The 23999-nt window shown below is 44.6% G+C and carries 33 protein-coding genes; 13 read left to right on the top strand and 20 right to left on the bottom strand.

The annotated features are described in order from the left end of the window. Window positions 1-101: 101 nt before the first annotated feature. Together ICN22_RS10560 and ICN22_RS10555 are read right to left on the bottom strand one after the other, a co-directional pair. Window positions 102-1601: a Fic family protein gene (locus ICN22_RS10560; protein ID WP_216170894.1), complete on the bottom strand. Its 1500-nt coding sequence runs from the start codon at window positions 1599-1601 to the stop codon at window positions 102-104. Window positions 1602-1712: 111 nt separating this feature from the next. Then, a complete protein-coding gene (locus ICN22_RS10555; RefSeq protein WP_216170892.1) occupies window positions 1713-2318 on the bottom strand; it encodes a 3'-5' exonuclease in 606 nt (201 codons plus the stop codon). A 155-nt stretch (window positions 2319-2473) separates the two neighbouring features. On the opposite strand from ICN22_RS10555, the gene ICN22_RS11165 reads away from it, so the two are divergent. Next, window positions 2474-2596 carry a hypothetical protein gene (locus ICN22_RS11165; protein ID WP_255533935.1) on the top strand — a complete coding sequence of 41 codons (123 nt, stop codon included), beginning with the start codon at window positions 2474-2476 and terminating at the stop codon, window positions 2594-2596. A gap of 27 nt (window positions 2597-2623) precedes the next feature. Continuing rightward, window positions 2624-3241: a metallophosphoesterase gene (locus ICN22_RS10550; protein ID WP_369411600.1), complete on the top strand. Its 618-nt coding sequence runs from the start codon at window positions 2624-2626 to the stop codon at window positions 3239-3241. 29 nt (window positions 3242-3270) lie between these two features. Here the strand turns inward: ICN22_RS10550 and ICN22_RS10545 are convergent, their stop codons facing one another. Then, entirely contained in the window at window positions 3271-4578 is a 1308-nt protein-coding gene (locus tag ICN22_RS10545; RefSeq protein WP_216170890.1) for a type II toxin-antitoxin system HipA family toxin, read from the bottom strand. After that, a complete protein-coding gene (locus ICN22_RS10540; protein ID WP_215332300.1) occupies window positions 4578-4919 on the bottom strand; it encodes a helix-turn-helix domain-containing protein in 342 nt (113 codons plus the stop codon). The genes ICN22_RS10545 and ICN22_RS10540 overlap by 1 nt, the downstream gene beginning before the upstream one ends. 133 nt (window positions 4920-5052) lie before the next feature. Here ICN22_RS10540 and ICN22_RS11160 point away from each other — a divergent pair, with 133 nt between their 5' ends. Then, on the top strand, window positions 5053-5181 hold the full coding sequence (locus ICN22_RS11160; RefSeq protein ID WP_255533934.1) for a hypothetical protein: 129 nt from the start codon (window positions 5053-5055) through the stop codon (window positions 5179-5181). Between the two features lie 24 nt (window positions 5182-5205). Here the strand turns inward: ICN22_RS11160 and ICN22_RS10535 are convergent, their stop codons facing one another. Both ICN22_RS10535 and ICN22_RS10530 read right to left on the bottom strand, forming a co-directional pair. Next, window positions 5206-5595, bottom strand: coding sequence for a tautomerase family protein (locus tag ICN22_RS10535; protein WP_216170889.1), 390 nt, complete (start codon window positions 5593-5595; stop codon window positions 5206-5208). Window positions 5596-5670: 75 nt separating this feature from the next. Next, the gene (locus ICN22_RS10530) at window positions 5671-6087 is read right to left on the bottom strand and encodes a MarR family winged helix-turn-helix transcriptional regulator (RefSeq protein WP_215332302.1); all 417 of its coding nucleotides are present in this window, start codon (window positions 6085-6087) and stop codon (window positions 5671-5673) included. 238 nt (window positions 6088-6325) lie between these two features. Between ICN22_RS10530 and ICN22_RS10525 the strand changes: the two genes are divergently transcribed. The 4 genes from ICN22_RS10525 (at window position 6326) to ICN22_RS11200 (ending at window position 8849) form a co-directional block, all read left to right on the top strand. Continuing rightward, complete coding sequence (locus ICN22_RS10525; RefSeq protein WP_215310559.1) at window positions 6326-7372, top strand: phage major capsid protein; 1047 nt, start codon at window positions 6326-6328, stop codon at window positions 7370-7372. 10 nt (window positions 7373-7382) lie between these two features. Beyond that, window positions 7383-7778: a hypothetical protein gene (locus ICN22_RS10520; RefSeq protein ID WP_216170887.1), complete on the top strand. Its 396-nt coding sequence runs from the start codon at window positions 7383-7385 to the stop codon at window positions 7776-7778. Window positions 7779-7962: 184 nt separating this feature from the next. Continuing rightward, on the top strand, window positions 7963-8499 hold the full coding sequence (locus ICN22_RS10515; protein ID WP_216170885.1) for a hypothetical protein: 537 nt from the start codon (window positions 7963-7965) through the stop codon (window positions 8497-8499). Beyond that, complete coding sequence (locus tag ICN22_RS11200) at window positions 8496-8849, top strand: M15 family metallopeptidase (protein ID WP_216170883.1); 354 nt, start codon at window positions 8496-8498, stop codon at window positions 8847-8849. The genes ICN22_RS10515 and ICN22_RS11200 overlap by 4 nt, the downstream gene beginning before the upstream one ends. On the opposite strand, the gene ICN22_RS10505 is transcribed toward ICN22_RS11200, so the two are convergent. Continuing rightward, window positions 8806-10137 (bottom strand): tyrosine-type recombinase/integrase, encoded by a 1332-nt coding sequence (locus ICN22_RS10505; RefSeq protein WP_216170881.1) that lies wholly within the window; start codon window positions 10135-10137, stop codon window positions 8806-8808. The genes ICN22_RS11200 and ICN22_RS10505 overlap by 44 nt on opposite strands. A gap of 240 nt (window positions 10138-10377) precedes the next feature. After that, the gene (locus ICN22_RS10500; RefSeq protein WP_216170879.1) at window positions 10378-10923 is read right to left on the bottom strand and encodes a YggT family protein; all 546 of its coding nucleotides are present in this window, start codon (window positions 10921-10923) and stop codon (window positions 10378-10380) included. A 71-nt stretch (window positions 10924-10994) separates the two neighbouring features. Between ICN22_RS10500 and ICN22_RS10495 the strand changes: the two genes are divergently transcribed. Continuing rightward, the gene (locus ICN22_RS10495) at window positions 10995-11642 is read left to right on the top strand and encodes a glycosyltransferase family 2 protein (RefSeq protein WP_216170877.1); all 648 of its coding nucleotides are present in this window, start codon (window positions 10995-10997) and stop codon (window positions 11640-11642) included. Between the two features lie 4 nt (window positions 11643-11646). Here ICN22_RS10495 and ICN22_RS10490 read toward each other — a convergent pair whose 3' ends face one another. The 4 genes from ICN22_RS10490 to ICN22_RS10475 form a co-directional block, all read right to left on the bottom strand. After that, window positions 11647-12042, bottom strand: a complete 396-nt coding sequence (locus ICN22_RS10490; RefSeq protein ID WP_216170875.1) for a dihydroneopterin aldolase — start codon at window positions 12040-12042, stop codon at window positions 11647-11649. A gap of 21 nt (window positions 12043-12063) precedes the next feature. Beyond that, window positions 12064-12747, bottom strand: a complete 684-nt coding sequence (folE, locus tag ICN22_RS10485) for a GTP cyclohydrolase I (protein ID WP_216170873.1) — start codon at window positions 12745-12747, stop codon at window positions 12064-12066. 21 nt (window positions 12748-12768) lie between these two features. Then, window positions 12769-13242: a glutathione peroxidase gene (locus ICN22_RS10480; protein ID WP_216170871.1), complete on the bottom strand. Its 474-nt coding sequence runs from the start codon at window positions 13240-13242 to the stop codon at window positions 12769-12771. A 105-nt stretch (window positions 13243-13347) separates the two neighbouring features. After that, window positions 13348-14418, bottom strand: coding sequence for an ABC transporter ATP-binding protein (locus ICN22_RS10475; protein WP_216170869.1), 1071 nt, complete (start codon window positions 14416-14418; stop codon window positions 13348-13350). A 68-nt stretch (window positions 14419-14486) separates the two neighbouring features. On the opposite strand from ICN22_RS10475, the gene ICN22_RS10470 reads away from it, so the two are divergent. From ICN22_RS10470 to ICN22_RS10460, 3 genes are all read left to right on the top strand, one after another. Beyond that, the gene (locus tag ICN22_RS10470) at window positions 14487-16043 is read left to right on the top strand and encodes an ABC transporter permease (RefSeq protein ID WP_216170867.1); all 1557 of its coding nucleotides are present in this window, start codon (window positions 14487-14489) and stop codon (window positions 16041-16043) included. 62 nt (window positions 16044-16105) lie between these two features. Then, window positions 16106-17170, top strand: coding sequence for an extracellular solute-binding protein (locus tag ICN22_RS10465; protein ID WP_216170865.1), 1065 nt, complete (start codon window positions 16106-16108; stop codon window positions 17168-17170). Window positions 17171-17236: 66 nt separating this feature from the next. Further along, window positions 17237-17506, top strand: a complete 270-nt coding sequence (locus ICN22_RS10460; RefSeq protein ID WP_216170863.1) for a hypothetical protein — start codon at window positions 17237-17239, stop codon at window positions 17504-17506. A 10-nt stretch (window positions 17507-17516) separates the two neighbouring features. Here ICN22_RS10460 and ICN22_RS10455 read toward each other — a convergent pair whose 3' ends face one another. Next, complete coding sequence (locus ICN22_RS10455; protein WP_216170861.1) at window positions 17517-18338, bottom strand: hypothetical protein; 822 nt, start codon at window positions 18336-18338, stop codon at window positions 17517-17519. Window positions 18339-18579: 241 nt separating this feature from the next. On the opposite strand from ICN22_RS10455, the gene ICN22_RS10450 reads away from it, so the two are divergent. Beyond that, window positions 18580-20394 carry an AsmA family protein gene (locus ICN22_RS10450; protein WP_216170859.1) on the top strand — a complete coding sequence of 605 codons (1815 nt, stop codon included), beginning with the start codon at window positions 18580-18582 and terminating at the stop codon, window positions 20392-20394. Between the two features lie 2 nt (window positions 20395-20396). Here ICN22_RS10450 and ICN22_RS10445 read toward each other — a convergent pair whose 3' ends face one another. The 5 genes from ICN22_RS10445 to ICN22_RS10425 all read right to left on the bottom strand — a co-directional run bounded on the left by ICN22_RS10445 (window position 20397) and on the right by ICN22_RS10425 (window position 21966). Beyond that, complete coding sequence (locus ICN22_RS10445; protein WP_216170994.1) at window positions 20397-20747, bottom strand: phage holin family protein; 351 nt, start codon at window positions 20745-20747, stop codon at window positions 20397-20399. 60 nt (window positions 20748-20807) lie between these two features. Further along, window positions 20808-21113: a helix-turn-helix domain-containing protein gene (locus ICN22_RS10440; protein ID WP_216170857.1), complete on the bottom strand. Its 306-nt coding sequence runs from the start codon at window positions 21111-21113 to the stop codon at window positions 20808-20810. Next, the gene (locus ICN22_RS10435; RefSeq protein ID WP_216170855.1) at window positions 21110-21442 is read right to left on the bottom strand and encodes a type II toxin-antitoxin system RelE/ParE family toxin; all 333 of its coding nucleotides are present in this window, start codon (window positions 21440-21442) and stop codon (window positions 21110-21112) included. The genes ICN22_RS10440 and ICN22_RS10435 overlap by 4 nt, the downstream gene beginning before the upstream one ends. Before the next feature lie 68 nt (window positions 21443-21510). After that, window positions 21511-21714 (bottom strand): SlyX family protein, encoded by a 204-nt coding sequence (locus tag ICN22_RS10430; RefSeq protein ID WP_216170853.1) that lies wholly within the window; start codon window positions 21712-21714, stop codon window positions 21511-21513. Window positions 21715-21735: 21 nt separating this feature from the next. Then, complete coding sequence (locus ICN22_RS10425; protein ID WP_216170851.1) at window positions 21736-21966, bottom strand: hypothetical protein; 231 nt, start codon at window positions 21964-21966, stop codon at window positions 21736-21738. 33 nt (window positions 21967-21999) lie between these two features. Between ICN22_RS10425 and ICN22_RS10420 the strand changes: the two genes are divergently transcribed. Further along, window positions 22000-23016, top strand: a complete 1017-nt coding sequence (locus ICN22_RS10420; protein WP_216170849.1) for an LLM class flavin-dependent oxidoreductase — start codon at window positions 22000-22002, stop codon at window positions 23014-23016. Here the strand turns inward: ICN22_RS10420 and ICN22_RS10415 are convergent. Both ICN22_RS10415 and ICN22_RS10410 read right to left on the bottom strand, forming a co-directional pair. Next, entirely contained in the window at window positions 23000-23422 is a 423-nt protein-coding gene (locus tag ICN22_RS10415; protein ID WP_216170847.1) for a putative toxin-antitoxin system toxin component, PIN family, read from the bottom strand. The genes ICN22_RS10420 and ICN22_RS10415 overlap by 17 nt on opposite strands. Then, window positions 23419-23967 carry a YaeQ family protein gene (locus ICN22_RS10410; protein ID WP_216170845.1) on the bottom strand — a complete coding sequence of 183 codons (549 nt, stop codon included), beginning with the start codon at window positions 23965-23967 and terminating at the stop codon, window positions 23419-23421. Before ICN22_RS10410 ends, ICN22_RS10415 begins: the two co-directional genes overlap by 4 nt. Window positions 23968-23999: the final 32 nt, after the last annotated feature.

Genomic DNA, 23999 nt, shown 5'->3' with positions numbered 1-23999 from the left:
CCACTCAAAATCAGTGGCATGTAGACAGAAATGTCTTTAGGCACCATAAGCACCTCATTTTGTCTACAAAACAGCAGATATAGCCCTATTTGGTCTACAACTTAGCTTATATCGTGAGGATCAAGCAATTGATACTGTGAAGGGTTGTCTGTAAATGCGTTGCAAACCTTCATTTTTTCCCAAAGATTCGGGAAGTTCGAATAATCAAATCCAGCAGTCCAACGCCATGCACGAGTCATGGATCGAATGAAAGGATCGGGATCATTATTTTGAGACAGCGCTTTTAATGGCAGTAAATATTCCTCACGATAAGCTGTGGGAATAATGATGCGAGAGGCGGAATGTTGAGTTAGGTAGGTATTCATCGTTAGGCGCGCAGTTCGGCCGTTACCATCCATAAATGGGTGTACTTCAGTAATAACAAACATCGCCATCAATGCGCGCGCAAAAGGGTCTTCTAGTAAAGCGACGCGCTTGAATCCTTCGCGCAAAGTACCTTTTACAAGCTCTGGGTGAACAAAAATGGTATTGCCCGCTTGGTTAGTTTGCTCTTTCCATTCGCCTGGATTTTTATCTGGACGACTAGAGAGTATTTGGAGATTACATTGCAAAAGCCACGCTAAGAAATCATCTTCATCTTTTGGAGGCTTAGAGCGAAAGGGTTGCTCCATGATTGCTTTAAAGGTACCAAGTACATCATGTGAGTCCTCATTTCGCTTTGGAATGATTTTCCCATCGAAAATAATCTCGGAGGCCTCTTCGACGGTGAATGTAGTGCCTTCAATGTAGTTCGAAAAGTACGATTCAAAGAATGCGAAATTAAAGGCGCTTTTACCCGTTTTTGCCTGATCTTCAATGATGGGAAAAGGCTTTCTTAAAGCAGAAAACAAAGTTTCGAAGATCTCAATGCGATCAGGATCATAAGGCTTACCAGCTGCGCGCGCTAATGCATCAGCTGCCCTTAAAGAGCGAGCCTTACCAGTTTGCATTAAGGCCGAAACAATCGTGTTCAGTGTTTTAAATTGAACCTCTAGACCTAATTCAGGGGCAATAGCTTTAGCATCATCACGCAGTGCATTGAGCTTATGTTCACCACGAATGGTGCATAGCTTGCTTAAATAAGACTCAACCCAAGGGCGACCCATAGTGCGAAGATCTGAGCCTTTGCGGCTATAGAGATTCTCTAACAGCCGCCTAGCCTCCGAGGATATAAAGAGTTTTCCATAAGGGGTATCGTTAAGCGAATCTTTGTGCGATTGAACTGCAGGAGGACCTGGCAAGATATTTAGAGTCAACCCCGGAAATGCTATTTGACGTGCTCTATTGCCAGATACTAAAAATACATTGCCGCTATCATCTGGTTTGCAAAGATGAGCAGAACGGTAAGCTATTACAGAGCCTGGATACAGATATTCGGTAATTTGCCGCCAATTTGGCCGAATGATTTGCTCGAGTGGGCTGTTGAGGTCGCTGGTGTAAATGCCGCGATAAATTTGACGCAAACGACCAGACCTAGCCAAGCGGGAAATTCTCTGGGCATTGGTTTTGTCTTCTCTCGAACTAAAAAGCAAGAGGGGCAGCTGGTCAACAGAAGTGTTCATAGGGCCTCAATTTATCCATTAATGTCAACAACTATGCATATATTATAGTTTAATGTCAACAAAAGTGCGTATAGAATCAAAATAACCCTATTTTTAGGTATATAGACACGGCTATTTCAAAGCCCTTGCATCGTTTACCAGTTGATATATCCGATTGTGCCTGTGAAGGATTTCAAAGAAAAGCCTCAAGGTATTGAGAGCATCAACATCTGCTCTATGTGGACTGCCTTCAAATTGAAGCTTAAAAGAACCTAGACCTGAGGATAGACCGCCACTGGGTTTTTTGCCCATGGCAAGCATGTGCAGGCTATACCAAGTTTTGACATCGATCCATCGACGACCAAAATAGGGAAAGCTGATACCTTGATCTTTAAATTCAGATTTCAGTTCAAGTGAATCGCCACCGCCCCAGGTAATGGGATTAACAAAGCAATTGCGCTTAGTAATAATTTCACCAATTTCTTTAGCTACTTGTTCATGTGGAACTGCATAGTCAGAAATATCCTGATTACAAATGCCCGTTAATTGGGTAATGAACTCAAAAATAGGCTCTTGAGGATCTAAGAACCATTTATACATAGATAGGGATTGATTGACATAGTCATGGTAATTGCCAACGGCTATGCCGACCTGAATGATCTTTGGATTTACTGTGGAATTATCTTGAGCATTATTGAGCTCTAAATCAAGCGAGAAATAGTTTTGTTCTTGATACATTTTTGATGAACACGGTTTTTAGTAGTGTGTTGATAATGTAGAGTCCCCCAAGGCTAACGTCAATGCCAAGCTCAATTCCTTGTAGGACGTCATGGTTAATTTATTGACTACACTAGATCTCAATATCAAGATCATCATGGCGACATATCTAAATTATGAAAATTCATGTACTAAGTGATTTGCATTTAGAATTTGCCGACTTTTCACCTGCATTGAATGTGGCAGATGTTATTGTCCTGGCCGGTGATATTAGCCTGCGCTCCGAGGGTATAACTTGAGCTAGAAAATCGTTTCCGAATCAAGAGATTATTTATGTGGCTGGCAATCATGAGTTCTATGGTTCCCAGCGTGTTCACGCCATTGAACGGATGAGGAACGCATCCACTGAGAACGGAATTCATTTTCTAGATGATGATGTGCTGCAACTACAGGATCCAAAATCAAATGCCCCCATCCGCTTCTTGGGAGCTACGTTATGGACTGACTTTTTATTATTTGGTCAGGATCTGAAGTCTAAATGCTTATCGTATGGCGAGCTTTACTTAAATGACTTTAGAGCAATACGCGATGGAGGAAGAAATTTTTCCCCGAAAAAATCGATTCAATTACATGAAAAATCATTGGCTTGGCTACAGCAGGAGCTAGAGAGACCATTTGATGGCAAGACAGTGGTGGTTACGCACCATCTACCCTCAATGGGCTCAGTTGCAGAGCGCTATAAGCAAGATTTATTGTCCGCCTGCTTTTCTTCGGAGTTGGCGCACCTCTTTGGCAAGATGTCTCTATGGATTCATGGGCATACGCATGATTCCTGCGATTATGAAATGAATGGCACTAGGGTGGTTTGTAATCCTCGCGGTTATGTTCGATCTAACCACGCCGAAAACCCAGAATTTAATCCATCGCTTATTGTTGAAATCTAGTTTCCTAGCAAGATCTTCTCAATAAGTGATTAGCCTTTAGCTAGAGTCTTGATTAATTCAGGACTACAAATATCATCAATGTGTCTAAAGGCCCGGGAGATTCCTTCAATTTGATCTGCAGGAATTCCAAGGCTTTCGAAGTGTGTTTTCCACTGCCTAGTTACTCGCCATACACGATCGATAATGGAGCTTGCTTGCTGCACAGATAAACCAAAGCGCTCTTTAGCCCCATAGGCATTATCTAGGGTTGCTAGCTTGCCTTGAGGTCCAATGCCTAGATGTTGATAGCGTTCACTTGCGATGACTGCATGTGGCATCACATCATAGAGTGGGCTTAGGCTCCAGCCTTTAAGCTCCTGGTTCCATAAGAAGGCATGATTGCGTAGATGATCATCATCGTTACTGACAAAAAGGTTAAAGATCATGCGTGCATATAGTTCTTCTACATCTGATTTGACTGTTTGAACCAGGCAATATCTGCGTATAGCATCTGCAATATCCATATAGCTTTTTGTATTGGACTCTGATTCGTGGCAAGCAACGAGTGTGAGGGCGCTAATCACATGATGACGAATCTCTACTGAGCGAGCTGAAGCGGTCCAAGAGCGATCAAAACGTTTGACCATTAACACCCTTTTCTTGCCAACTTGCTCTAATTGAGTTTGCGCTACATTGAGGCCAGCTAATTCTGCAAGTTTGAGGGTGGCGTATTCAATGCTTGGTACATCTAAGACTCCATCAGTGTTGCCTGGGAACTTGGCCATCCATAAAATATTGTCATCATCACGTACGCTTGCCTTTGGGCGCATACCCCCTAGGCCGCTACCCACAATCAAAATTCTCGATAACGCTTCTGATACTGGTAAGCCAGCCTCAATCTTTTGTGCACCCTCTAGTACGTAAGATAGATTGTGAATACTTTCATGTGCAGGACGCTCTTCTTGATCTAAGGAGGCTCGAATATCTAAAGCCCCAATGCGATCACTGCCAGCTTCAAGTAGGTAGGTTGATTCTGGCAGGCTATTAGCTGGAACCTTCAGCCTAGCTTCAATCACTCTTCTTCCCCAAGAATCAGGAGCAGCATCACGAATTCCGCCAAAAGCTTCTAGACCATTTGGTGGAACGAGGCGCTTGCCTTTGATCTCGCTTTTATTCTTAAGGCTAAGGGCGACAGGATCAATTTCCTGTGCATTGCCCCTATCTAGGTAGCGCAGGCCATAAGCAAATGAAGAGGCAATAAGTCTTGAGCCTTCCTCATCTACTTGTAGTTGTCCTGCTGGTACAAATTCACCATCAAGATTGGCAAAGACAAACAGGTCTTTAGTTGTGTTTGCCATCAGAAATCAAGCGCTTTCATTTCAGCCGTACTTAAGTCACGGACGCGTTGAGGGCGCGAGCGACGCTCCAAGGCAGCGATCGCAGGATCATTGCCGCTTAACAGTTGCAATAAGGTCATGCCTGGAGCGATTGCATCTAAGTAACGTAGCAGTGCGCCAATGGCAACGCCAGGATCACCCTTTTCAATGCGTTGGGCAGTTGCACGAGACAAGCCCGCGCGAACCGCAGCCTCACCTTGGCGAATATGACGGGCAAGGCGCAACGAAACTAGGCATTGCGCTATTTCAGCGGATTGGCCAAGTTGCTTTGATGCTAGAGATAGCTGTTGATCTACGCGCATAGTTGCCTCATGCTGTTCATTAAGTACAAGGCACTAATATACCTGTTTAAACCTCATTGGTCAATAAAAATGACTCATAAATAAGTCCTTAAGTGAATTAATGACTTATTTATGAGTCATTTATTGATTTTTAATGGGTGGAGTACAGGCGGTCTATTTCCGTCAAGGGCACCCCAAAGGGGTGGCTTGCGCACCCTTGACGGCCACAGGCAAAGAAACGCTTATTTATGCCCAAGGTGGCGCAATGACACATTGGGCATAAAGACCAGTGCGGCTTAGTGATAGCCTAATGATGGTATCGATATTCCTGGGTCTTTCCACCATATCCATAAGAGGCACCCCTTACATCCTGCACGTAGATATAACTCTCTTCATGCAGGTTGCCTAATATGCGAGCAAAGCCCTCAAAAGCCTCTTTAATGTATTTAGCCTTCTCATCCTTGGTATTGGTTTCATCGGTGATCTTGATATCAAAGTAAAAGCTATTCATGTTTTGATCGCTCAATAGCTTCCCGCCAACCATCCAGCATTCAGGATCTACATAGTCAATCGCAATTGCAGTTACTTCCTTCTTCTTGCCCAGAATCCGGTGAGTCAGATCTAACAGTAGTTCATGTATTGCTTTGGTGGTGGCAGCATTCTTTTGGCCGCTGACCTTTACGTTCAAGATGGGCATATTTATTTCCTTGGTTAATTAAAAGTAATTAGCTATGCAACTATTACTTAAATAAAAAAGCTCACGAATCAATACTTACTTCAGGGCTGATGTAATAGTCCTCATTTGGGTTACAACGGATTCAAACTCATTACTACCCAATAACTTCTTCATGCGCTTGGTAACGGCAGCACTAGCAGCATTTAGGTCCACCTTGATCTTTGTAGCGCTAGGGGTGGGATGAATCTCTTGTTCGCGACCATCTCTAGCGGACGCAGCACGTTTAATTAAGCCCAATCTCTCTAGGCCGTCTAGGCCCCTAGTAGCGGTAGGACGGCTGATATTCATCTCCTTGGCTAACTCGCTTTGGAGTAGCGGGGCTTTATCTAAAACCACTCTCAGCATAAAAGCCTGGGATGGCGTTAGACCAAATGGTTTAAATGCACTTGTCCATTCCCGCTCTAGCTGACGAGCTAGGCTGGTGGTATTGAAATAGAGGCATTGTTCAAACATGGGGTTAGTGTAACCTAAATTAATTAGCTATGCAACTAGATTGAGAAATACCAACAAAAACCCCACAAATATCCCAAACCCATATGTCCCACCCCAATAATTGATATCAGCGCTTCAAGCCACCGCGTTAAAGCTAGAGTCGCGACTAGCAGCGTAGCAATGGATAGGTTCACGCTCTATCAATTGGAATGAAGCCAACCAAGACACAAATAGATAAACATATTGATAGGGGTGGCATATGCCAATTTCAAATACAGACTTGCAAGAGTTAGCTAAGGTTTCCTTGGATGAGTACTTGCGCAACCTACCAGTCGATCAAATTGCGGTAGAAAGACCTTTTCTTAAAAAACTTATGGAAGGGCGAAAGAGCCTATTGGGCGCAAAGCAGAACGTTGTCGAGAATATCCGCAAAGAACATGGCAGTAACTTTAGCTGGGCCTTTGGCGAGGAGACGGTCAAGTTCAATAAACGCAATACGACTGAGCAAGCCTCATTCCCCTGGCGTAGAGCAGTCGATGGTCTGTATATCGACTATGACCGCCTCTTTAGCAATGGCATTAAGGTGCGTGAGGGTGGGGCGCGAGGATTCCAATTGGAATACAACGAGCGCGTGCAATTGATTAATCTATTAGATGAGCAGCTAGAAGTCCTTAGAGAAGGCTTTCTCAATAAGTTAGATCTAGAGTTGCACCGCGACGGCTCACATGGCGCAGATGCCTTGGTAGGGCTTGATAGTTTGGTAAGCCTGGCCCCGGATGCTGGCACGGTAGGTGGTATCGATCGAGCCAAGGCAAGTTACTGGCGCAACTACGCGGTCAAGGACATCACTTCAACAGCGCCAGGCAACTTAGTGGGTGAGATGGAGACTGCCTGGCGTCAATGTATTAAGCATGGCGGAAGTCCAGATTTCATCATTGCGGGTGGCAAGTTCATTGATACCTATCGCAAACAGGTAACCGTTACTCATATCGCTGGATCAGGTGAGACCAAGTACATCGATGCTGGCGTAGGAGCTGGTGTAAACACTGGCCTTGCCTTCAAAGGTGTAGAGATCATCTGGGATCCGCAGTTTGATGAACTCGATGCCATGGCCAATCGCACCGTGGAGTGGAGTAAGCGCTGCTACTTCCTCAACACTCGCTTTATGAAGCTGCGTGATGATGACTTAGACATCGTTGCCCCAATCCGTCCGCACGACACTCTCGCTATGTACGCCATGGTCAACCTACGCTGTGCTTTATCTATCTCACGAGCAAATGCCCATGCGGTATTGGCTATTCAATAAGGAGGAGCCAATGAATAATAGTACGAACCATAAAGAACTCATTCATAGTGACTTCCAAATTAAAGAGGTGGAAGCGGTAGTTCGTAGGGATGCATTCACGACCATCCATGTGTTTGTGCCGCCATATGAGACCAACATCCTTCGTAATCTCTTTGGGCGCGAGAACGTCACGGTGTTCGAGCGTCCTTCAAAAACAACGATTACTCCAGAGCAAGAGTATGACCGCCTATGCGCTAAGTATGGCCATGAGGTCGTAGCCAAAGTTTTTGGTGAAGATGATGGTGATCGCCTCATGGAGATCGTAGAGGGCTTGATGAAAGAAGGTCAACTCCCAGCACAAGAGAAGGCATTAGAAGGAACTCTTGATCAAGAGCCATCAGAAACCAAAGGAGCCAAGAAACGCTAGCAGAAGGGAAGGCCACCGCTAGCAGCAGGTATTTGGGTGCGGCTGCGGGTGTTGAAGTAACCATGGTGTGTGGGCGCGCGTAACTGCGCCCCACTGCCAACACCAAAAAAAGCCTAGGCGGTAGTGGGGCGGTGGACTTCCATACTTATTCATATCTTCGAGCATCAAGAAAAGAGCTAATGACATGCTTCCAATCATCACCTCTCTAGTGCAAACCTTAGCCGTCAATGGCCTTGGCCTACTTGCGGGCGCGGTCCAAGCCAAAGGCAAGGAATTCATTGAGAGCAAGATTGGTGCGCGCATTCCAGACAACCCCAGTCATGAAGATCTGATCAAGCTCAAACAACTGGAGATTGAACAAGAGCAGTTGCTACTCCAATACACGCTGAAGCAAAAAGAGCTCGAGATTGAAGAATCCAAGCTTCTAGCTGAGATGCACCGAGCTTCTCAAGAAAATACCACACAGCGCTGGCAATCTGATATGGGTAGTGATTCCAAGTTATCAAAGAATATCCGTCCAGGAACCTTGGTTTACATCCTCACAGCCTACCTATTATTTGCATTGCTCTCAGCCATGGGAATAGATATCAATGAGGCCTATGTGAGGCTCTTGGGCGAATGGGGTCAGCTAGTCATGCTGGCTTACTTTGGCGGTAGATCAGTTGAGAAGATCTTTGAGATGCGCATGCACGGCTCAAATAAAAAAGAAGAAGCTAGGTGAATACAAAGGTGAGCACTCTAGTAGCAGATCAAGCAGCCTTTCTAAATGATGTCAGCAGGCTTATTCAGTTTGCTACTGCGGAAGGGTGGGTCATTACGGGAGGAGAGCTTTGGCGCTCACCAGAGCAACAAGAAATCTACTTTAAGACCGGCAGATCAAAAACTATGAATAGCAATCACCTAAGGCGTTGCGCGATTGATCTGAATTTCTTCTGGAATGGAAAGCTAGTTTGGGATAAAGAGTTGATCCGCACTGTTGGCGAGTATTGGGAAAGTCTAGGCCCCAAGAACAGATGGGGCGGAAACTTTAAAGGGTTTGTGGATGTTCCTCATTTTGAGAGAGTTGCTTGATATTCTTATTAATATAGTTAACCCAATCCCCCATTAGAAATGCGCGTTTATCTAATTGATCTTGCCTTCTATATGCTGCTTCAGCCTTATTTTTGATCGTATGCGCTAAAGCTAATTCAACCGTCTCATTTGAGTATTCCGTAGTCTCGGCAGCCCAGTCACGAAATGTAGATCTAAAACCATGCGGCACGAAGTCTACATACTTAGGCATCTTTCTCATCATTGCAAGCAGAGCCATATTAGATAGCGGGTGTTCTTTGTGAATATTGCTGGGAAAAAGATAGGAATTCACTCTGATTGTCTTTAGTTGATTGAGGATTTCTATAGCTCTAATATTTAGTGGAACGCGATGTTCTTTACCCGCTTTCATGCGCTCGGCTGGAATCGTCCAAACCTTGGCTTCAAAATCAAACTCATCCCATTGAGCCTCGATTACCTCGCTTGTTCTGCTTGCGGTGAGGATAAGTAACTCAAGTGCATATGCCGAGAATCCAGAGTGACACCTTAATTCATTAACAAATTCTCCGATGCGCTTAAAAGGCAAGGCAGGGTGATGGACGCTCTTTTTAATCTTGCTTGCTTTAGGCAATAAGTGAGATAGAGCACCTTGATAACGCGCAGGATTATCACCTTGCATGTATTGATGTGCTTTACACCAATCTAGTATTACCTCAATCCGCTGCCGAACTCTGGTAGCTGTTTCAGTACGCACATTCCAAAAGGTACCCTCTATTTCACCTTTCTTGTTCTTAATATCTTGCTCAAGAACTTTCACTATGTGGCTAGTATTAATATGATCAACTCTTAGTTTGCCAATTAACGGTGAGACGAATTTAGCTATCGTAGTTGTCCATTGATCTTGATGCTTTTCATTTGACCATTCAACTTTTTTGGCTTGGATACATCTTTCCGCAGCTGCTGCAAAAGTGATGGTGTGAACGTTTTCCTCGAATGCTTTAGATCGCCTAGCTATTCTTTGCTCTAGAGGATCGACTCCATCAAGTATCTGCCGACGTAGGTCTAAAGCCTTCAATCTAGCGTTGGATAGTGAAAAAGATTCGATTGGGCCAATACCCATTTCTCGGCGTTTAAGAGTGACTGGGCTAGTAAAGCGAAAGATCCAGCTTCGAGCGGTGCCGTTGGGGGTTTTTGTAACCTGAAGGTATAGACCTTTATTTTCAGGGTCAGCATGGTAGCCAGGCTTATTAACTGAGATAATTCCACGTGCAGTGAAAGATGGCTTTCGAGAGCCTGCAGTTATCTGTTTATTATCTCGCTTAGAACTCAACCTACCCACCAGTCTACCCACCAGTTAAACGTAGATTTTAGTGAAGTTGAATGGGTTAGATTGGAGTAGGGTTACCTTGTAGGCCATGTATTACATGGGTTTATAGGGTAGTGGTAGACTTGCGCGGAGGGTGAATTTTTAGACACCCTCTCCGCCATACTTTCATTACGACTAAAGCGTTATGACGAACACCTCCTGGCAGTCATTCAGGAAAGCTAGAGGCAAATAAGACTTCCCCATCTATCTGAGATGGCTAAGCACAATCTGAAGTACTTGCAGAATTAGCAGTAATGCCAGAGGTGATAAATCTAGAGCTCCAAAGTTGGGCATTGCCTTTCTGATTGGCGCCAGCAGAGGCTCAACTAGAAGTGAGACCAAATACTGTATCTGTGAGCCAGCACTAACCCACGAGAGAATCACGCTCGCAAAAACCAAGCCAACCAATCCCGAAAGAATCAGGTCTACCAAGTCAATTAAGGCCAGTAGAAGCCACGAAATGTTCGTAAGAGCTGCTCCTGAGAGCAGCAACAGGATTGCTGTCTTTCCTACGACCAGTAGGTAAGCGGCTAAAAAGCTGGCGACATCAAAGCGACCAATGCTTGGGATCAGCTTGCGAAGTGGGATCACGATCCAATTGCTCAGTGGAAGCACATATGCGCCGATGGTTCTGCTTTGGCCAGAGCCCAGATTAAAGGCGAGCCACTGGAGATAGCATCTCAGGAGACATGCTCCCGCAACAATGCTCACGAGGACTTGGAGGAGAAGGTTGGCGATTTGTATCAACATATGCCTATTGTATGGGGTTTAAAGCGGGCTTCATTCAGACATCATACTTTCGTGTTCTAATGCCCAGCAATATGATTACCGTCGTTATTGCCTCCTATAAGTATGGCCACCTTGCAGCGCACTGCATTGAGTCCCTGCTATCTCAAACACAAGCCCCCGCCAGAATTCTATTTGTCGATGATGGGGCACATGATTGCGCACACTTGCCCAGCCTATATCCCGATATTGAATATATTCTCAGGCCACAGAATTTAGGTACTGTGGATAATTTCCACGATGTACTCATGAGGGTCAATACGGAATATGTTCTTTTCATTGGCGCTGACAATTGGCTTAGATCAGATGCAATTGAGCTGCTATCCAATACTCATGCAGATATCGTTACTTACGACATTGTGGTTACTGGAGAATTAAAAGAAGAGATTCATGATCGTGTTCCTGGTGAGACCAGGTCTCACCAAGGCGACCTTTACTGGGATCGCGAAGGAAAGCATCATGGTTCAATGATGTATCGCACCTCTCTGGGTCAGCAAGTGGGTTACAAAGAAAGATATGCCGATGGCATTCACCCGCAGGAGGACTGGAATCTCTGGGACAAAATGCGCGAACAGGGCGCTACTGTGGCCAGTCTGAACGAAGGCCTTTTATATTACAGAAGACATCGTGAAAATTTTTTAAAGTACGACCATCTCGTTGATGCGCTTGAGGAAGAAGCTTAAGCCTCTAAGCCAGCCTTGTTCTCATACTAGCAAGGCTGCTTTCATCAACATATAGCTTGATTCCTAATGCGCCTGAGCTCTCCCTTACGGGCGTTTTCCTGAGGCTAATTTCTAGAGACTTAATTTCCGAATAGCGAGCACATGCCCCAACTATTCTGGAAGCCAATCTTTCTTGAGTCTCGTAATGCCCATCGGCAGCCAAGCGATCAATTTCAAGGACAAGGGGATCGTAGTCGAACACTCGATCCATGAGATCTTCTGAAATCAAAATCAGTTTAGGGTCGATCCATAAGGTCAGGTCCAGTAGATGCTGATCAGGGATTGTGGCGCCGGGCGCATAAGTCCCAATCTGGGTATTCAGTCGGAGATCATTTAATTCTATACAGGCTGTTGATGTCATTCGATGCTCTCTTTGCCTGTCTTAATTGCGTGCAATTAGTGATAAAAATTCACGACGTAAATTGGGATCTCTTAAGAAAGATCCCCGCATCACGCTATTGATCATCTTGGAGTCTGGATCTTTAACGCCACGCCACTGCATACAAAAATGATCAGCTTCCATCACAATCGCAACACCAGTAGGCTTAACTTTTTTCTCAATCATGTCGGCGAGCTCTACAACCGCCTCTTCCTGAATCTGTGGACGACACATGACCCACTCAGTGAGGCGAGAGTATTTCGAGAGGCCAATCAGGGCCGAGTTCTTATCCGGCAGTATCCCAATCCACACTTTGCCCATAATCGGACATAGATGATGAGAGCAAGCGCTTCTGACGGTAATGGGGCCAATAATCATTAACTCATTCAGGTGGCTGACGTTAGGAAATTTTGTTAGCGAAGGTTGCTCTACGTAGCGGCCATTAAACACTTCATTGACAAACATTTTGGCGACACGCTTACTTGTATTTTGTGTGTTGTGATCACTTTTTGTATCAATCACCAGGCTCTCAAGGACAGCCTGCATTTTGACTGCTACCTCTTCTATCAAGGTATCGAGCTCCCCAGCTTGAATAAATGCAGAGATATTATCGTTTGCATGGAATCTCGCTTTTTTAGCTTTGATGCGTTTGCGTATTACTTCTGAGAGTGGGATGCCATCGTTCATGTATCGATATTCTTTAATAATTTAAAGTAGTTTTTTAATATCCGCACTGATGCTCGCGGGTGAGCTAGCTGACGCAAATCGCTTTACTGGTAGTCCATAACGATTTACTAAAAATTTTGTGAAATTCCATTTAATCCCTTCAGTCCCAAGCAAGCCTGGAGCAGCTGTTTTGAGATATTCAAACAGGGGGTGGGCATTAGAACCATTAACATCCGTTTTTTGAAAAACAGGGAAGGTGACCCCAAACCGGGTGCTGCAAAACGCTTCGATCTGCTGAGGTGTGCCGGGCTCTTGGCCGCCAAATTGGTTGCATGGAAAAGCAAGGATTTCCAATCCCTGACTGTGAAATTCATCATAGAGATCTTGAAGCTCTTTGTACTGAGAAGTAAAGCCGCACTGGCTAGCTACATTGACTATTAATAGAACTTTGTCTGCGTAGTCAGAGGTTTGCTCTTGATTGCCGTTTAGGCGCTCTAACGCTATATTCGGTAGCATATTCAGCTCTCAACAATGATTTATTGGGGGTAAAAGCACAATGTATCTGAAAAGAGTACTTTCTGCTGAGAGGGAAATGAGGGTGCTTTTCTTGGTGAAAACCACTCATTCGCTAAAGGTAACTACGTGATCAGCTACCAGGTGTATGCCAATTTTTTCACCAATCGCATGATCATGATGACTAGGTACAAAAGCAAAAATTTCAACACCTGAAGCGAGCTTGAGGGTGTACAAGAAGTCGGCTCCTCTAAAGGTCTTACGTACAACCTCTGCTAACAAGGTGCTGTGATCATCATGCACAATATCATCAGCACGTAAGAGTACATCGATTTCTTTTCCAACTTCAGCCCTGCGATCTTCCTCCAGGTCGAGATCACCTAATTCAATTCTGACTTTGTTGTTGGCTTGGACGACACCTTTCAGAAATACACCGCGACCAATAAAGTCGGCAATATAGCGATTGGCTGGCTTGTGATAAAGCTCGTAAGGGACATCCCACTGTAATACATTGCCATCGGTCATAACGCCGACCTTGTCGGCAATGGCGAAGGCTTCAAGTTGATCGTGAGTTACTAGTAGGGCGGTAATGTTGTTTGCTTTGAGGATTTCTCGCATCTCGCCTGCAAGACGCTCTCTCAGTTCTATATCTAAACTAGAGAAGGGTTCATCTAGCAAAATTAAATCTGGTTCCGGTGCCATTGCCCTAGCCAGTGCCACACGCTGTTGTTGGCCGCCACTGAGCTCGTGGGGATATGCATCAGCTTTATCGGATAGGGACACCCGCTTAAGCCACTCCATGGCCACTACAGATCTTTCATTGCTTACTAGGTGTTGTAAGCCAAAGGCAATATTCTCTAAAACACTGAGATGGGGAAAGAGGGCGAAGTCCTGAAAGACCATGCCAACTTTTCTTTGATTGGGTTGGAGGTGAATGGAGGCAGAGCTCACCACCTGATCACGCAGGAGAATCTTCCCAGCCTTAACGGGCTCAAACCCACAAATAGCTCTCAAGACGGTAGATTTTCCACAGCCAGATGAGCCTAATAAGCAGCCAATCTCACCTTGAGCCAGATCGAGATTCAGGTTTTTAACTGCAGTAACACGACCTTGACCGTCTCGACTGGGATAGTCGATTTCCAGTGCTTGAATCGAAAGTAGGGTGCGAGCAGAGTTCATCTCTATAATTTTCTCATTAATGCTAGTGGTTTAATACATAGCTAGAGTCTAAACGGATTGCCGATTTCATGAATCGTATTGTGGTGCCACTTGCCCTGTTGTTATTTTTGCCCCTCTTTGGCCTGGCAGCACCTTTCCTATTCCCGGGGAAGGAATTATTAGCCACCGGCACCCTCAGCCATTTATGGAACTTTGTACTAGGCGGCTATATTGCCTCGACCTTAGTACTTATTTTTGGTGTCGGAGTGGGCGTCTTTATTCTTGGGGTGGGTAATGCTTGGATCATTGCTAGCTATGACTTTCCAGGAAAGAAAATATTTGAGTGGGCTCTCATTCTGCCTTTGGCAGTCCCCACTTATGTCATGGCCTACCTCTTTGTTGATCTCTTACAGTTTTCGGGTCCGATACAGAGTACGCTGCGCGCTGCACTGGGAGTTGATGCACTCTGGTTCTTTCCAGATCCAAGATCCTTGAGTGGGGCTATTTGGTCTTTCTCATTCTGCCTCTTTCCTTATGTTTATCTCATTACGCGTACGGCATTCTTAGAGCGTAGTGGTCGATTGATTGAGGTTTCAGAAACACTAGGCTACAGCCCGCTTCAAGGATTTGTGAAATTGGTATTGCCTATGGCAAGGCCAGCTATCTTTGCGGGTATGGCTCTTGCGCTAATGGAGGTGTTAGCTGATTTTGGTGCTGTCTCTTACTTTGGCGTTCAGACTTTTGCAACCGGTATTTTTAAGGCTTGGCTTTCATTTGGGGACCGAATGGCGGCAGTGCAGCTTGCCTTAGGGCTCTTAAGTTTTGTCTTGCTGATTTTCTTTATCGAGCAAAGTAGTCGCTCAAAATTACGTTTTGCCTCTGCAACTCGGAGTAAGCCACTCGCGAAGTCTCTGGAAGGCAAGAAAGCTTTTTTTGCGTTTGCGTTTTGTGGTGCTACGCTCCTGTGTGGATTTTTGATACCTGCATTTGCACTCTTGCAATTACTTTTCAAACAAGGCCTCACGATCGATATTCGATATCTAGATTGGCTGAGTAATTCTTTATTAGTTTCGATTCTAACGGCTCTCATCTCGGTAGCGTTAGCCGTATTCTTTGCTTATTCCGTACGCATGAATGCGCGTTTAAGTTGGGTTAATAGATTATTAGGCTTTGGTTATGCTTTACCCGGTGCGGTATTAGCTATTGGTATCCTCTCTTTTCTAGAAATCTTTCAACTTGCTTGGTGGATGTCTGCCAGCATACTAGTGCTGATCTATGCATACCTAGTCCGATTTCTTTCTTCTAGTTTGCAGAGTGTAGAAGCGGGTCTAGCGCGCATCACTCCATCTATGGATGCTTCAGCAGCACTCTTGGGTCTTTCTAAAGCGCAGATTTTGAAGCGGGTGCATGTGCCCTTGCTTAAGCGTAGTCTGATTACTGCAGGCCTCTTTGTTTTTGTCGACGTCATGAAAGAATTACCTGCAACACTCTTATTGCGCCCATTTAACTTTGATACCTTGGCTGTCGCAACCTATCAGTTAGCAGCAGATGAACGCCTCGCTGAATTAGCATTGCCTTCCTTAACCATTGTTTTGGTTGGACTTTTTCCAGTATTGCTGCTTTCAAGGGTCATTTCCAAATCCTAATTGATAATCATTCGTATTTGTGATACATTAGATTTAATCTAATTCTGATCGCAAATACAGCAATGACAAACCCACAATTAAGAAAATTCCTAGGCAACTCAGCATTGTTATTGAGTGTATTTCTAGCCTTGCCTCTGCAAGCACAGGATGCAAAGGAAGCGAAAGAACTTAATCTCTACTCAGCCCGTCACTATCAAACTGATGAGGCGCTCTACAGTGACTTCACTAAAAAGACAGGTATCAAGATCAACCGGATTGAGGCTGATGACAATGCTTTAGCAGAGAGATTAAAAAGCGAGGGTGCGAACAGTCCAGCAGATGTGATTTTGATGGTGGATGCAGCTCGACTGTGGCGTGCTCAGATCGATGGTTTCTTTAAGCCAATACAGTCAAAATATTTAGAGAGTCGCATCCCGGCAAACTTGCGTTCTCAATCTGAGCCAGAGGGATCAACTTGGTTTGGCTTTTCAACCAGAGCACGTCTCGTGGTCTATAACAAAGCAAAAGTAAACCCACAAGACGTTGATACTTACGAGAAGTTAGCAGAGACTATGAATAAGGGTAAGGTATGTACTCGCTCAGGTGCTCATCCTTATATGTTGTCACTAATCGGCGCCATGATTGAGCGTCGTGGCGAGGCTGCCACTGAGGAGTGGGCCAAGGGTATGGCGATCAATATGGCTCGCCCTCCAAGAGGTGGCGATACCGATCAAATCAAGGCGGTAGCCTCAGGCGAATGCGGTGTAGCTTTAACAAATTCTTATTACTTAGTCAGGCTCTTACGCTCAACTAAGCCAGAAGATCAGGCTGTTGTTTCTAAGATTGGATTTATTTGGCCAAATCAACAGACCACTGGCGCGCACATCAATATTGCGGGGGGTGGGGTTGCTAAGAGTGCGCCGCATCCACAGGCTGCAAAACAATTTCTTGAATACTTGGCAAGTGACTCTGCACAGGAGTATTTTGCTAACGGCAATAACGAGTGGCCTGTAGTGAAGTCAGTCAAAATTGAAAATGAAGGCCTCAAGATGTTGGGCTCATTCAAAGCAGAAAATATCTCTATTGCAGCAATTGGCAAGAACCAAATTGCTGCGCAACGTTTACTTGATCGAGTTGGGTATAAGTGAAATCCAGTTACTAGGGTCCAAAGATAGCTAGAATGAATCCATTGTTTAAAAGATCTGGATTTGAATATGAAAATTATCTCGAGTGCTTTGGTTCTTGCTCTTTCAATGGGCATGTTAGCTTGCGCAACACCACCAAGCGAGTTTGGAGTCTATCGACAGTCTGACGGAACGGTTGGGGTGCATGCCCCTAAATCCGCTAAAGATACTGAGGCTCAAGCAGCCGCAGTAGAGGAGTGTAAAAAACTAGGAAAGCGAGGCGCCACTATTGTTGAAACTCGTAAAACAGTGAACGACCGCTTTCCTATGACCTATATTTTTGTGTGTAATACCTATTAATCAATCAAGCTTAGCTCAGCAACCATTTCTTAATCGATTTGTTAACGCACATTGCATCTAAAGCTAAACCAAAGAACTCTGAACCATTGGTGACCATACTTTCAATGGCCTCAACCTTGCCAGATTTCACGCCACGCAAATAAGTCGCCGCACGGTAGCGTAGGAAGTGCTCATTCACACCTTCTTCGTTGTCAGTAGAGCATATCTCAAGGCTGCCGTAACGGGTTTCTGGATTGATATTCAAAATAGAGAGGCCTAATGCACCAATCAGTTTTTCTGGAACAGGAATAGGAACGTAAGAGTAAAGAGAGACTAACTGCTCTTGTTCGTCGATTTCAATAATATGGTCAACATCGAACACATCTTTTTCTGTCAACTCTGTCTCACCAGAATCGCCACCGCCAAAGGTAGACTCAAACTGCAACATCGCAGTATTGCTATCTTTTGAGATTTCAATCATGTCAGGGTAGCCAAGCAAGCCTTTCCACCAATACATTAGCGAGAAGGTGCAAGGTTTAACTTCAACTAAACCCTTGTTGGTTGATTTAGCAAAGTACAAGCCGTAGAACTCATCATCTTCCTCGAGTCCGTACTGATCGACTTTAAGTTTCTTGGGCGCAGCTTTCTTTGGAGCTGGCTTTTTGGCAGCCGGCTTCCTCGCCGCTACCTTTTTCGCCGTTTTCTTAGCAACTGGTTTTTTCACTACCTTCTTTACGGCCTTTTTTGCTACCACTTTCTTAGCGGCAACTTTTTTAACGGCTTTCTTTGCAGGGGCTTTTTTTACCACCTTAGTAGCTACTTTCTTTTTTGCTGGAGACTTCTTTGTAGCCATGGTCTATTACCCTTCCTATTGGTAGTTAATGTGCTTATTGCACCTTTGATCTTACTTCAGATCTTTCCACTTTTGCTGATACTTATATGGGGATTTACCTTGCAACATAAAGGGTGAATGTCCAATTGATTTAATCATCAACAAAAAGCGATCGCTACTTAAGGCCCTTATGCCATCAAAGCTAGTGATAAAAAAATCAATCCTAGTCTAAGGCTGGTAGGTAATTTAGAATCAATGAAGAATGAGTAAATTAGTCAAAATCACTATTAGCGCCCTTGGCAGTGTAATTTTCCTGATTACAATAGGGGTATGGTATGCAGCCTCAACGGTAGATCCAGTGCAGCTGACCAAATTACTCTCTTCCTCTGTAAAAACAGCTACTGGCAGAGATCTCAAAATCACTGGGCCAGTCAGCTTAAGTTTTTTTCCGGTGATTTCTGTTTCTGCAGAGGGCGTAAGTCTGAGTAATGCATCCTGGGCATCTGATTCTGACATGCTGACGCTCAAGCGGATTGATCTAAATATTAAAACTCTGCCGCTGCTGAGTAAGCGCATTGAGGTTGGCAGTGTGAAGCTTGCTGGTCTGGAGTTATTTCTTCAAAAAAATGGGGCTGGTAAAGCGAATTGGGATTTCAGTACAGACGCATCTGGGGGCCCCTCGGCAGCTAACAATGATGCAGGCAGATCTCCTGTTAGCGATAATTTAATCTCCGTGGATAGTATTTCGATTGCGGATGCTTACATTCAGTATCAAGATCCTTCAAATGCTATATCGAGTTATCAAATTAGACGTTTATCGTTAGCAGAGAGTGGTGATAAAACGGTTGTATTCCTTGCAATAAAACTTCAAGAGCAGGCACTAGAACTCAGCGGAAAAACAGGATCACTTTCTAGATTACTAAAACAGTGGAATGTTTCCTCTACTCAATTTCCGCTCGACCTGAATCTCACCATGAATGGCAAGTCTATGATGATTAAAGGTGAGGTAATCAAGAATCAAAAGACCTTACCTGCAATCAATTTGACATTGAACTCAAAAGTATTTGACTGGCCCGTCTTGGGGGCATCTCCCAATCATCCCTTGCTGGCTGTAAGCGGCGCTAAGTCAGCAGTAGTCCTGCATCAAGCCCAAAAGCCGCAACCTAAGTACTTATTTAGCAATGAGAGTATTCCTTTTGATCTACTGCCGCAAGCCAAGGGGGAAATCATCATGAATATTGGCGAATTGAATTTGCCAAAACGTAAGCCCATTGAAAATCTTCAGGCTACCTTGCAACTGAATGGCAATGTGATTGATATTCCAAACCTGAGGTTTGAGATGGGCAAGGGAAGTGCTGATTTGCAGATCAAACTCTCAGGGCTGGATACATCAACTCCTGTTCTCGCAGCTAAAGGGGCAACGAAGGATTTCACGCTTGAAAGCTTACTGGCTAGACTTGACCCGGGATCCAAGGTGAGCGGAGGCAGCATGAAGATGGCAATTGATGTGAAAACATCTGGGAGTAGCTTGCACCAAATGGCATCAAATTCAAATGGCAAGATTCAGTTAAGTATTAACCAGGCTCGTATGGGCACAAATTTTTTAAATGATGCCGGTGATTTCGTAGTGACACTTTTAGATTCGATGAACCCACTGCGTAAAAAAACGAGTGAGACGGTTCTGGAGTGTGCGGTCGCCTATTTGCCAATTAATAATGGACAGATCAATATAGCCAAGTCAGTTGGAATTGAAACGGATAGATTGGATGCGGCTTTAGCTGGCTCTATTAATTTGAAGACAGAGGCTATTAATCTCACTATTGATCCAAAAGAGAAGTCAGGCATCACAACAGGCCTGGATTTAACTGGAATGGTAAAGATGGGCGGCACTCTAGCAGATCCCAAGGTGGGCATCAATCAAGCTGGAGTAGTCAATAGCGCTGTCTCGATTGGACTTGGTTTTTTGACAGGCGGCGCAAGCATTTTGGCTGAGAATGCCAGATCAATGACTTCAAAGAGCCACCCCTGCCGCGATGCGCTCCACCCTTGGTCTGATATTTACCCTGGGGCGGAGTAAATTCAAAACAGTATTCCGCTGATAAATAGGCTGAATAATGAAATAAAGATGCTGGCAAAGAAGGCGGTCCAGAAACTGGAAATCGTAAAACCACTCACTACCGAAGAAACCAGCATCAGCACTAAAGCGTTCACTACCAGCAGAAACAATCCCATCGTGAGGACAGTTAGTGGCAGCGTGAAGAGAATTAATAAGGGCTTCACTACTGCATTGGCAAATCCCAGCAGTAGGGCGGCAACTAATAGTGAGCCACCATCTGCAAAGCGTAAGCCGCTAAAAAGATAACTGGCAACCCAAAGAGTTAGGGAAGTTAAGCCCCATTGGACTAAAAACGGTACTAAGTTACCCATGATATTTAACCTTTTTAATAGCCTTAGAAATCAATATCGATTGCAGTTAATCTTAGTGTAGTCCTAAGCGGCTAATTTTTGCTTTGAATTTTTAATTGGTTTAAAGTGGATTTCAATATGCGTATTTGTGGCTGCTGCCAATTTAGTCAAGGTTCTTAGGGAGGGGAGGCTAACCCCACTTTCAAGTCTTGCAATTGCGGATTGGGAAGTGCTCATCAGTGCGGCTAGCTCCTCTTGGGATAGCCCACTCTTCATACGAGCCTCAATAACTTCCTTCGCAATCTCAAATTCCACACGAGATTCATCGTAAGCTTTTTTGTAATCTGGATTTTTAATCCACTTTTTATGTAAATTTGAGATCTTAGTCATATTAAATTTGCCTGTTTAGCTCTTCTTGTCGCCATCTGCAAAGCTGCTGGTGGAGTTTTCTGAGTCTTCTTAATAAATACATGTAGAACGATTATTTTTTTCCCAATGGAGTAGATATAAATTCCTCGTGCAATTCCATCCTGACCAGAGACTCGTATTTCCCAGAATTTATCACCCAAAGACCCGATGTGAGGCATTCCAACATTTTGGGGGCCAAACTGCTCAAGTAATCCAGAGACTCTGACAAACTTACTTCTAATATCTACTGGCAGGGCCTCTAGCTCATCATTAACTGTGGTGTTAAGGGTATGTACGGTCCATGTGGTCATCCATAAATTATATCAATATTGATATATGTCAAAAATGATATAACTTAATCAACAATAAATCAAGGGCTTTAATAATGTGGAGGGATTTCATCTTTAGGACTACTATTACCCATACTATCCCCGCTGCTAGCCTGCTCCTTGATAGATTTAATCTCACGATACAGAAATTCAATTTGTTGCTGCTGTTTGTAGATCGTTTGATTGAGTTGATCAATCAAGTCTTCAGTAAAGCTGAGTTTAATTTCAAGACTAGTGATGCGATCTTCGCTCATATCAATTCCTCTATCTTTAGCTTAGGCATAAATCAATTCAAATCGACCATCTTCCATTTCCGCTTTGGGCCTGATCCAAAAGTCGTGCGACTGGAGGGATTCATATACGTAGGCTGGCTCTAGGTTAGCCTCGACGTTGGCTAGTAAGATTACCTCATAAAAGCCACCCGTCTTAATGTGCCTTAGCTTGCTACCCGGCTTGAAGAGGCCGTCATCGGCGCCCGCCATTTTTGGCATCTCTGGTTTACTCATGTTTAAAAAATACTTTCTCAGTATGATCTAGGAATGACAAATACTGTCCCGTACTCCATTCTAGATATATCTCCGATCCCCGAGGGATTTACTGCTGCAGATGCCTTGCGGAACTCTTTAGATGTTGCCCAGCATGCGGAGTCTTTAGGTTATACCCGCTACTGGGTAGCTGAGCACCACAATATGACGGGCAACGCCAGCTCTGCCACTGCAGTCTTGGTTGGCTATATTGCTGGGGGTACAAAAACTATTCGTGTTGGCTCTGGTGGCGTGATGTTGCCAAATCATGCGCCCTTGGTAATCGCAGAACAATTTGGCACTTTGGCATCTATTTACCCCGGCAGGATTGAGCTCGGCTTGGGGCGTGCGCCGGGGTCAGATCAAATGACAGCTAGAGCCTTAAGACGCGATTTGCTTGGGAGTGATGACCGCTTTCCCCAGGATGTGCGCGAGCTACAACATTACTTTGGCCCTATTCAGGAGGGTCAGCTTGTGAAGGCTATTCCGGGTGTGGATACTGAAGTACCGATTTGGATATTAGGATCTAGCTTATATGGCGCTCAATTGGCGGCTCAATTTGGCTTGCCTTATGCCTTTGCTTCGCATTTTGCACCTGAGCAATTATTAGATGCGATGTCCACCTATCGTGAACTGTTTAAGCCATCGGATAAGTTGGCCAAACCCTATTGCGCATTTCTGATGAATGTAGTCGCCGCTGATACCGATGAGGAAGCTGCTCATCTATTTACTACTTTGCAACAAAACGTCATTCGTATGCGCCGCAATACCCGCGGGCAGTTACCGCCCCCAATTGAAAATATTGATGACTTTTGCGAGCCGCATGAAAAAAAGACTGCCGCTCATGCTTTGCGCTGTTCTGCAGTCGGGTCTTTAGAGGTCGTAAGAAAAGAGATGCAGCATTGGCTCGATCAGACCGGCGCAAATGAAATCATCATCACAGGTCAAATTTATGACCATCAAGCCCGTCTCAAGTCCTTTGAAATTGCTGCTGAAGCAGCTAAAGGCTTGCGCTTTAGTTCTGCAGCCTAAAGGCGTTGTAATCGTTGGTAATGAGAATGTCCTCTGAGGCCGCTCTGCTGGCGATTTGAAGTACTGCATTATCTTTGCTAATCAGTATCGTGGGCCTGAGTCGATAAGCTAGATTTAGAAAGATCTGATCATCCGGATCCTGGCATGTCCACGGTGCAGGAGTTAAATCGGAATCATTCTGTTGCTTTGCGATAAATTGCCATTGAGCCAGAATAGATGCTTGAGTTTGTTCATCCAGTTTAAAGATAGGGCGCGAGATGACATCAGCAAACTCTTCAATAGTTTTTTGACTAGCTACGAAGTGTATTGTTTTATCAAAAAGCACTTTCTTTAAATGAAGGGCTCTCTCGTCATTGAAGACAAAAATATCTAGCAAGATATTGGTGTCTAAAATTACGGGCCTCATTGCTGTTGATTACGCCAGATTTCTGGGGTGATCGTGACTTGTCCCATATCTGAAGAAACGTATGCTTCCCCATCTTGAATATTCACATGCAGCACCATACTCCGCTCGACTAGCTTATTCAGTTCTTTTGCTTGCTCTGCTGGAATAGAGATCACCTGTAGATTACGGGCCCGCGTCAATTTATTAGTAATACCATCCCACCAGATTTTGCTGGTGTGTCCGCCATAGCAGTAGACGATGACTTGATCAGATCGACCACAGGCTTTCAGAATTCGTCTTTCATCAGGCTGACCTATCTCAATCCACAGCTTAATGGCATCCGTGAGGTCTTTTATCCAAAGGTCGGGCTCATCGGTATCGCTCAAGCCTTTAGTAAAAGCTAACTCTTCTTGTGCTTGCAGGGCAAATGCAATGATGCGTACCATCATGCGCTCTTCGGTTTCAGAAGGATGTTTAGCAATAGTGAGTGAGTGACTGCCGTAATAGTGGCGGTCAGAGTCTGCGACGTGAAGGTCGACTTTGTGGATAGTTGCGCGTAGAGCCATGGCGCATTATCGCCTTTTAACGCAACAATCCT

The organism is Polynucleobacter bastaniensis (genome assembly GCF_018882205.1).
Lineage (GTDB): Bacteria > Pseudomonadota > Gammaproteobacteria > Burkholderiales > Burkholderiaceae > Polynucleobacter > Polynucleobacter bastaniensis.
This window is presented reverse-complemented; position numbering and strand designations above follow the sequence as displayed.

Coding starts and splice junctions, on each gene's coding strand:
- ICN22_RS10560 (WP_216170894.1), bottom strand. CDS start 1,601: ATGAACACTTCTGTTGACCAGCTGCCCCTCTTGCTTTTTAGTTCGAGA.
- ICN22_RS10555 (WP_216170892.1), bottom strand. CDS start 2,318: ATGTATCAAGAACAAAACTATTTCTCGCTTGATTTAGAGCTCAATAAT.
- ICN22_RS11165 (WP_255533935.1), top strand. CDS start 2,474: ATGAAAATTCATGTACTAAGTGATTTGCATTTAGAATTTGCCGACTTT.
- ICN22_RS10545 (WP_216170890.1), bottom strand. CDS start 4,578: ATGGCAAACACAACTAAAGACCTGTTTGTCTTTGCCAATCTTGATGGT.
- ICN22_RS10540 (WP_215332300.1), bottom strand. CDS start 4,919: ATGCGCGTAGATCAACAGCTATCTCTAGCATCAAAGCAACTTGGCCAA.
- ICN22_RS11160 (WP_255533934.1), top strand. CDS start 5,053: ATGGGTGGAGTACAGGCGGTCTATTTCCGTCAAGGGCACCCCAAAGGG.
- ICN22_RS10535 (WP_216170889.1), bottom strand. CDS start 5,595: ATGCCCATCTTGAACGTAAAGGTCAGCGGCCAAAAGAATGCTGCCACC.
- ICN22_RS10530 (WP_215332302.1), bottom strand. CDS start 6,087: ATGTTTGAACAATGCCTCTATTTCAATACCACCAGCCTAGCTCGTCAG.
- ICN22_RS10525 (WP_215310559.1), top strand. CDS start 6,326: ATGCCAATTTCAAATACAGACTTGCAAGAGTTAGCTAAGGTTTCCTTG.
- ICN22_RS10520 (WP_216170887.1), top strand. CDS start 7,383: ATGAATAATAGTACGAACCATAAAGAACTCATTCATAGTGACTTCCAA.
- ICN22_RS10515 (WP_216170885.1), top strand. CDS start 7,963: ATGCTTCCAATCATCACCTCTCTAGTGCAAACCTTAGCCGTCAATGGC.
- ICN22_RS10500 (WP_216170879.1), bottom strand. CDS start 10,923: ATGTTGATACAAATCGCCAACCTTCTCCTCCAAGTCCTCGTGAGCATT.
- ICN22_RS10495 (WP_216170877.1), top strand. CDS start 10,995: ATGATTACCGTCGTTATTGCCTCCTATAAGTATGGCCACCTTGCAGCG.
- ICN22_RS10490 (WP_216170875.1), bottom strand. CDS start 12,042: ATGACATCAACAGCCTGTATAGAATTAAATGATCTCCGACTGAATACC.
- folE (WP_216170873.1), bottom strand. CDS start 12,747: ATGAACGATGGCATCCCACTCTCAGAAGTAATACGCAAACGCATCAAA.
- ICN22_RS10480 (WP_216170871.1), bottom strand. CDS start 13,242: ATGCTACCGAATATAGCGTTAGAGCGCCTAAACGGCAATCAAGAGCAA.
- ICN22_RS10475 (WP_216170869.1), bottom strand. CDS start 14,418: ATGAACTCTGCTCGCACCCTACTTTCGATTCAAGCACTGGAAATCGAC.
- ICN22_RS10470 (WP_216170867.1), top strand. CDS start 14,487: ATGAATCGTATTGTGGTGCCACTTGCCCTGTTGTTATTTTTGCCCCTC.
- ICN22_RS10465 (WP_216170865.1), top strand. CDS start 16,106: ATGACAAACCCACAATTAAGAAAATTCCTAGGCAACTCAGCATTGTTA.
- ICN22_RS10460 (WP_216170863.1), top strand. CDS start 17,237: ATGAAAATTATCTCGAGTGCTTTGGTTCTTGCTCTTTCAATGGGCATG.
- ICN22_RS10455 (WP_216170861.1), bottom strand. CDS start 18,338: ATGGCTACAAAGAAGTCTCCAGCAAAAAAGAAAGTAGCTACTAAGGTG.
- ICN22_RS10450 (WP_216170859.1), top strand. CDS start 18,580: ATGAGTAAATTAGTCAAAATCACTATTAGCGCCCTTGGCAGTGTAATT.
- ICN22_RS10440 (WP_216170857.1), bottom strand. CDS start 21,113: ATGACTAAGATCTCAAATTTACATAAAAAGTGGATTAAAAATCCAGAT.
- ICN22_RS10435 (WP_216170855.1), bottom strand. CDS start 21,442: ATGACCACATGGACCGTACATACCCTTAACACCACAGTTAATGATGAG.
- ICN22_RS10430 (WP_216170853.1), bottom strand. CDS start 21,714: ATGAGCGAAGATCGCATCACTAGTCTTGAAATTAAACTCAGCTTTACT.
- ICN22_RS10425 (WP_216170851.1), bottom strand. CDS start 21,966: ATGAGTAAACCAGAGATGCCAAAAATGGCGGGCGCCGATGACGGCCTC.
- ICN22_RS10420 (WP_216170849.1), top strand. CDS start 22,000: ATGACAAATACTGTCCCGTACTCCATTCTAGATATATCTCCGATCCCC.
- ICN22_RS10415 (WP_216170847.1), bottom strand. CDS start 23,422: ATGAGGCCCGTAATTTTAGACACCAATATCTTGCTAGATATTTTTGTC.
- ICN22_RS10410 (WP_216170845.1), bottom strand. CDS start 23,967: ATGGCTCTACGCGCAACTATCCACAAAGTCGACCTTCACGTCGCAGAC.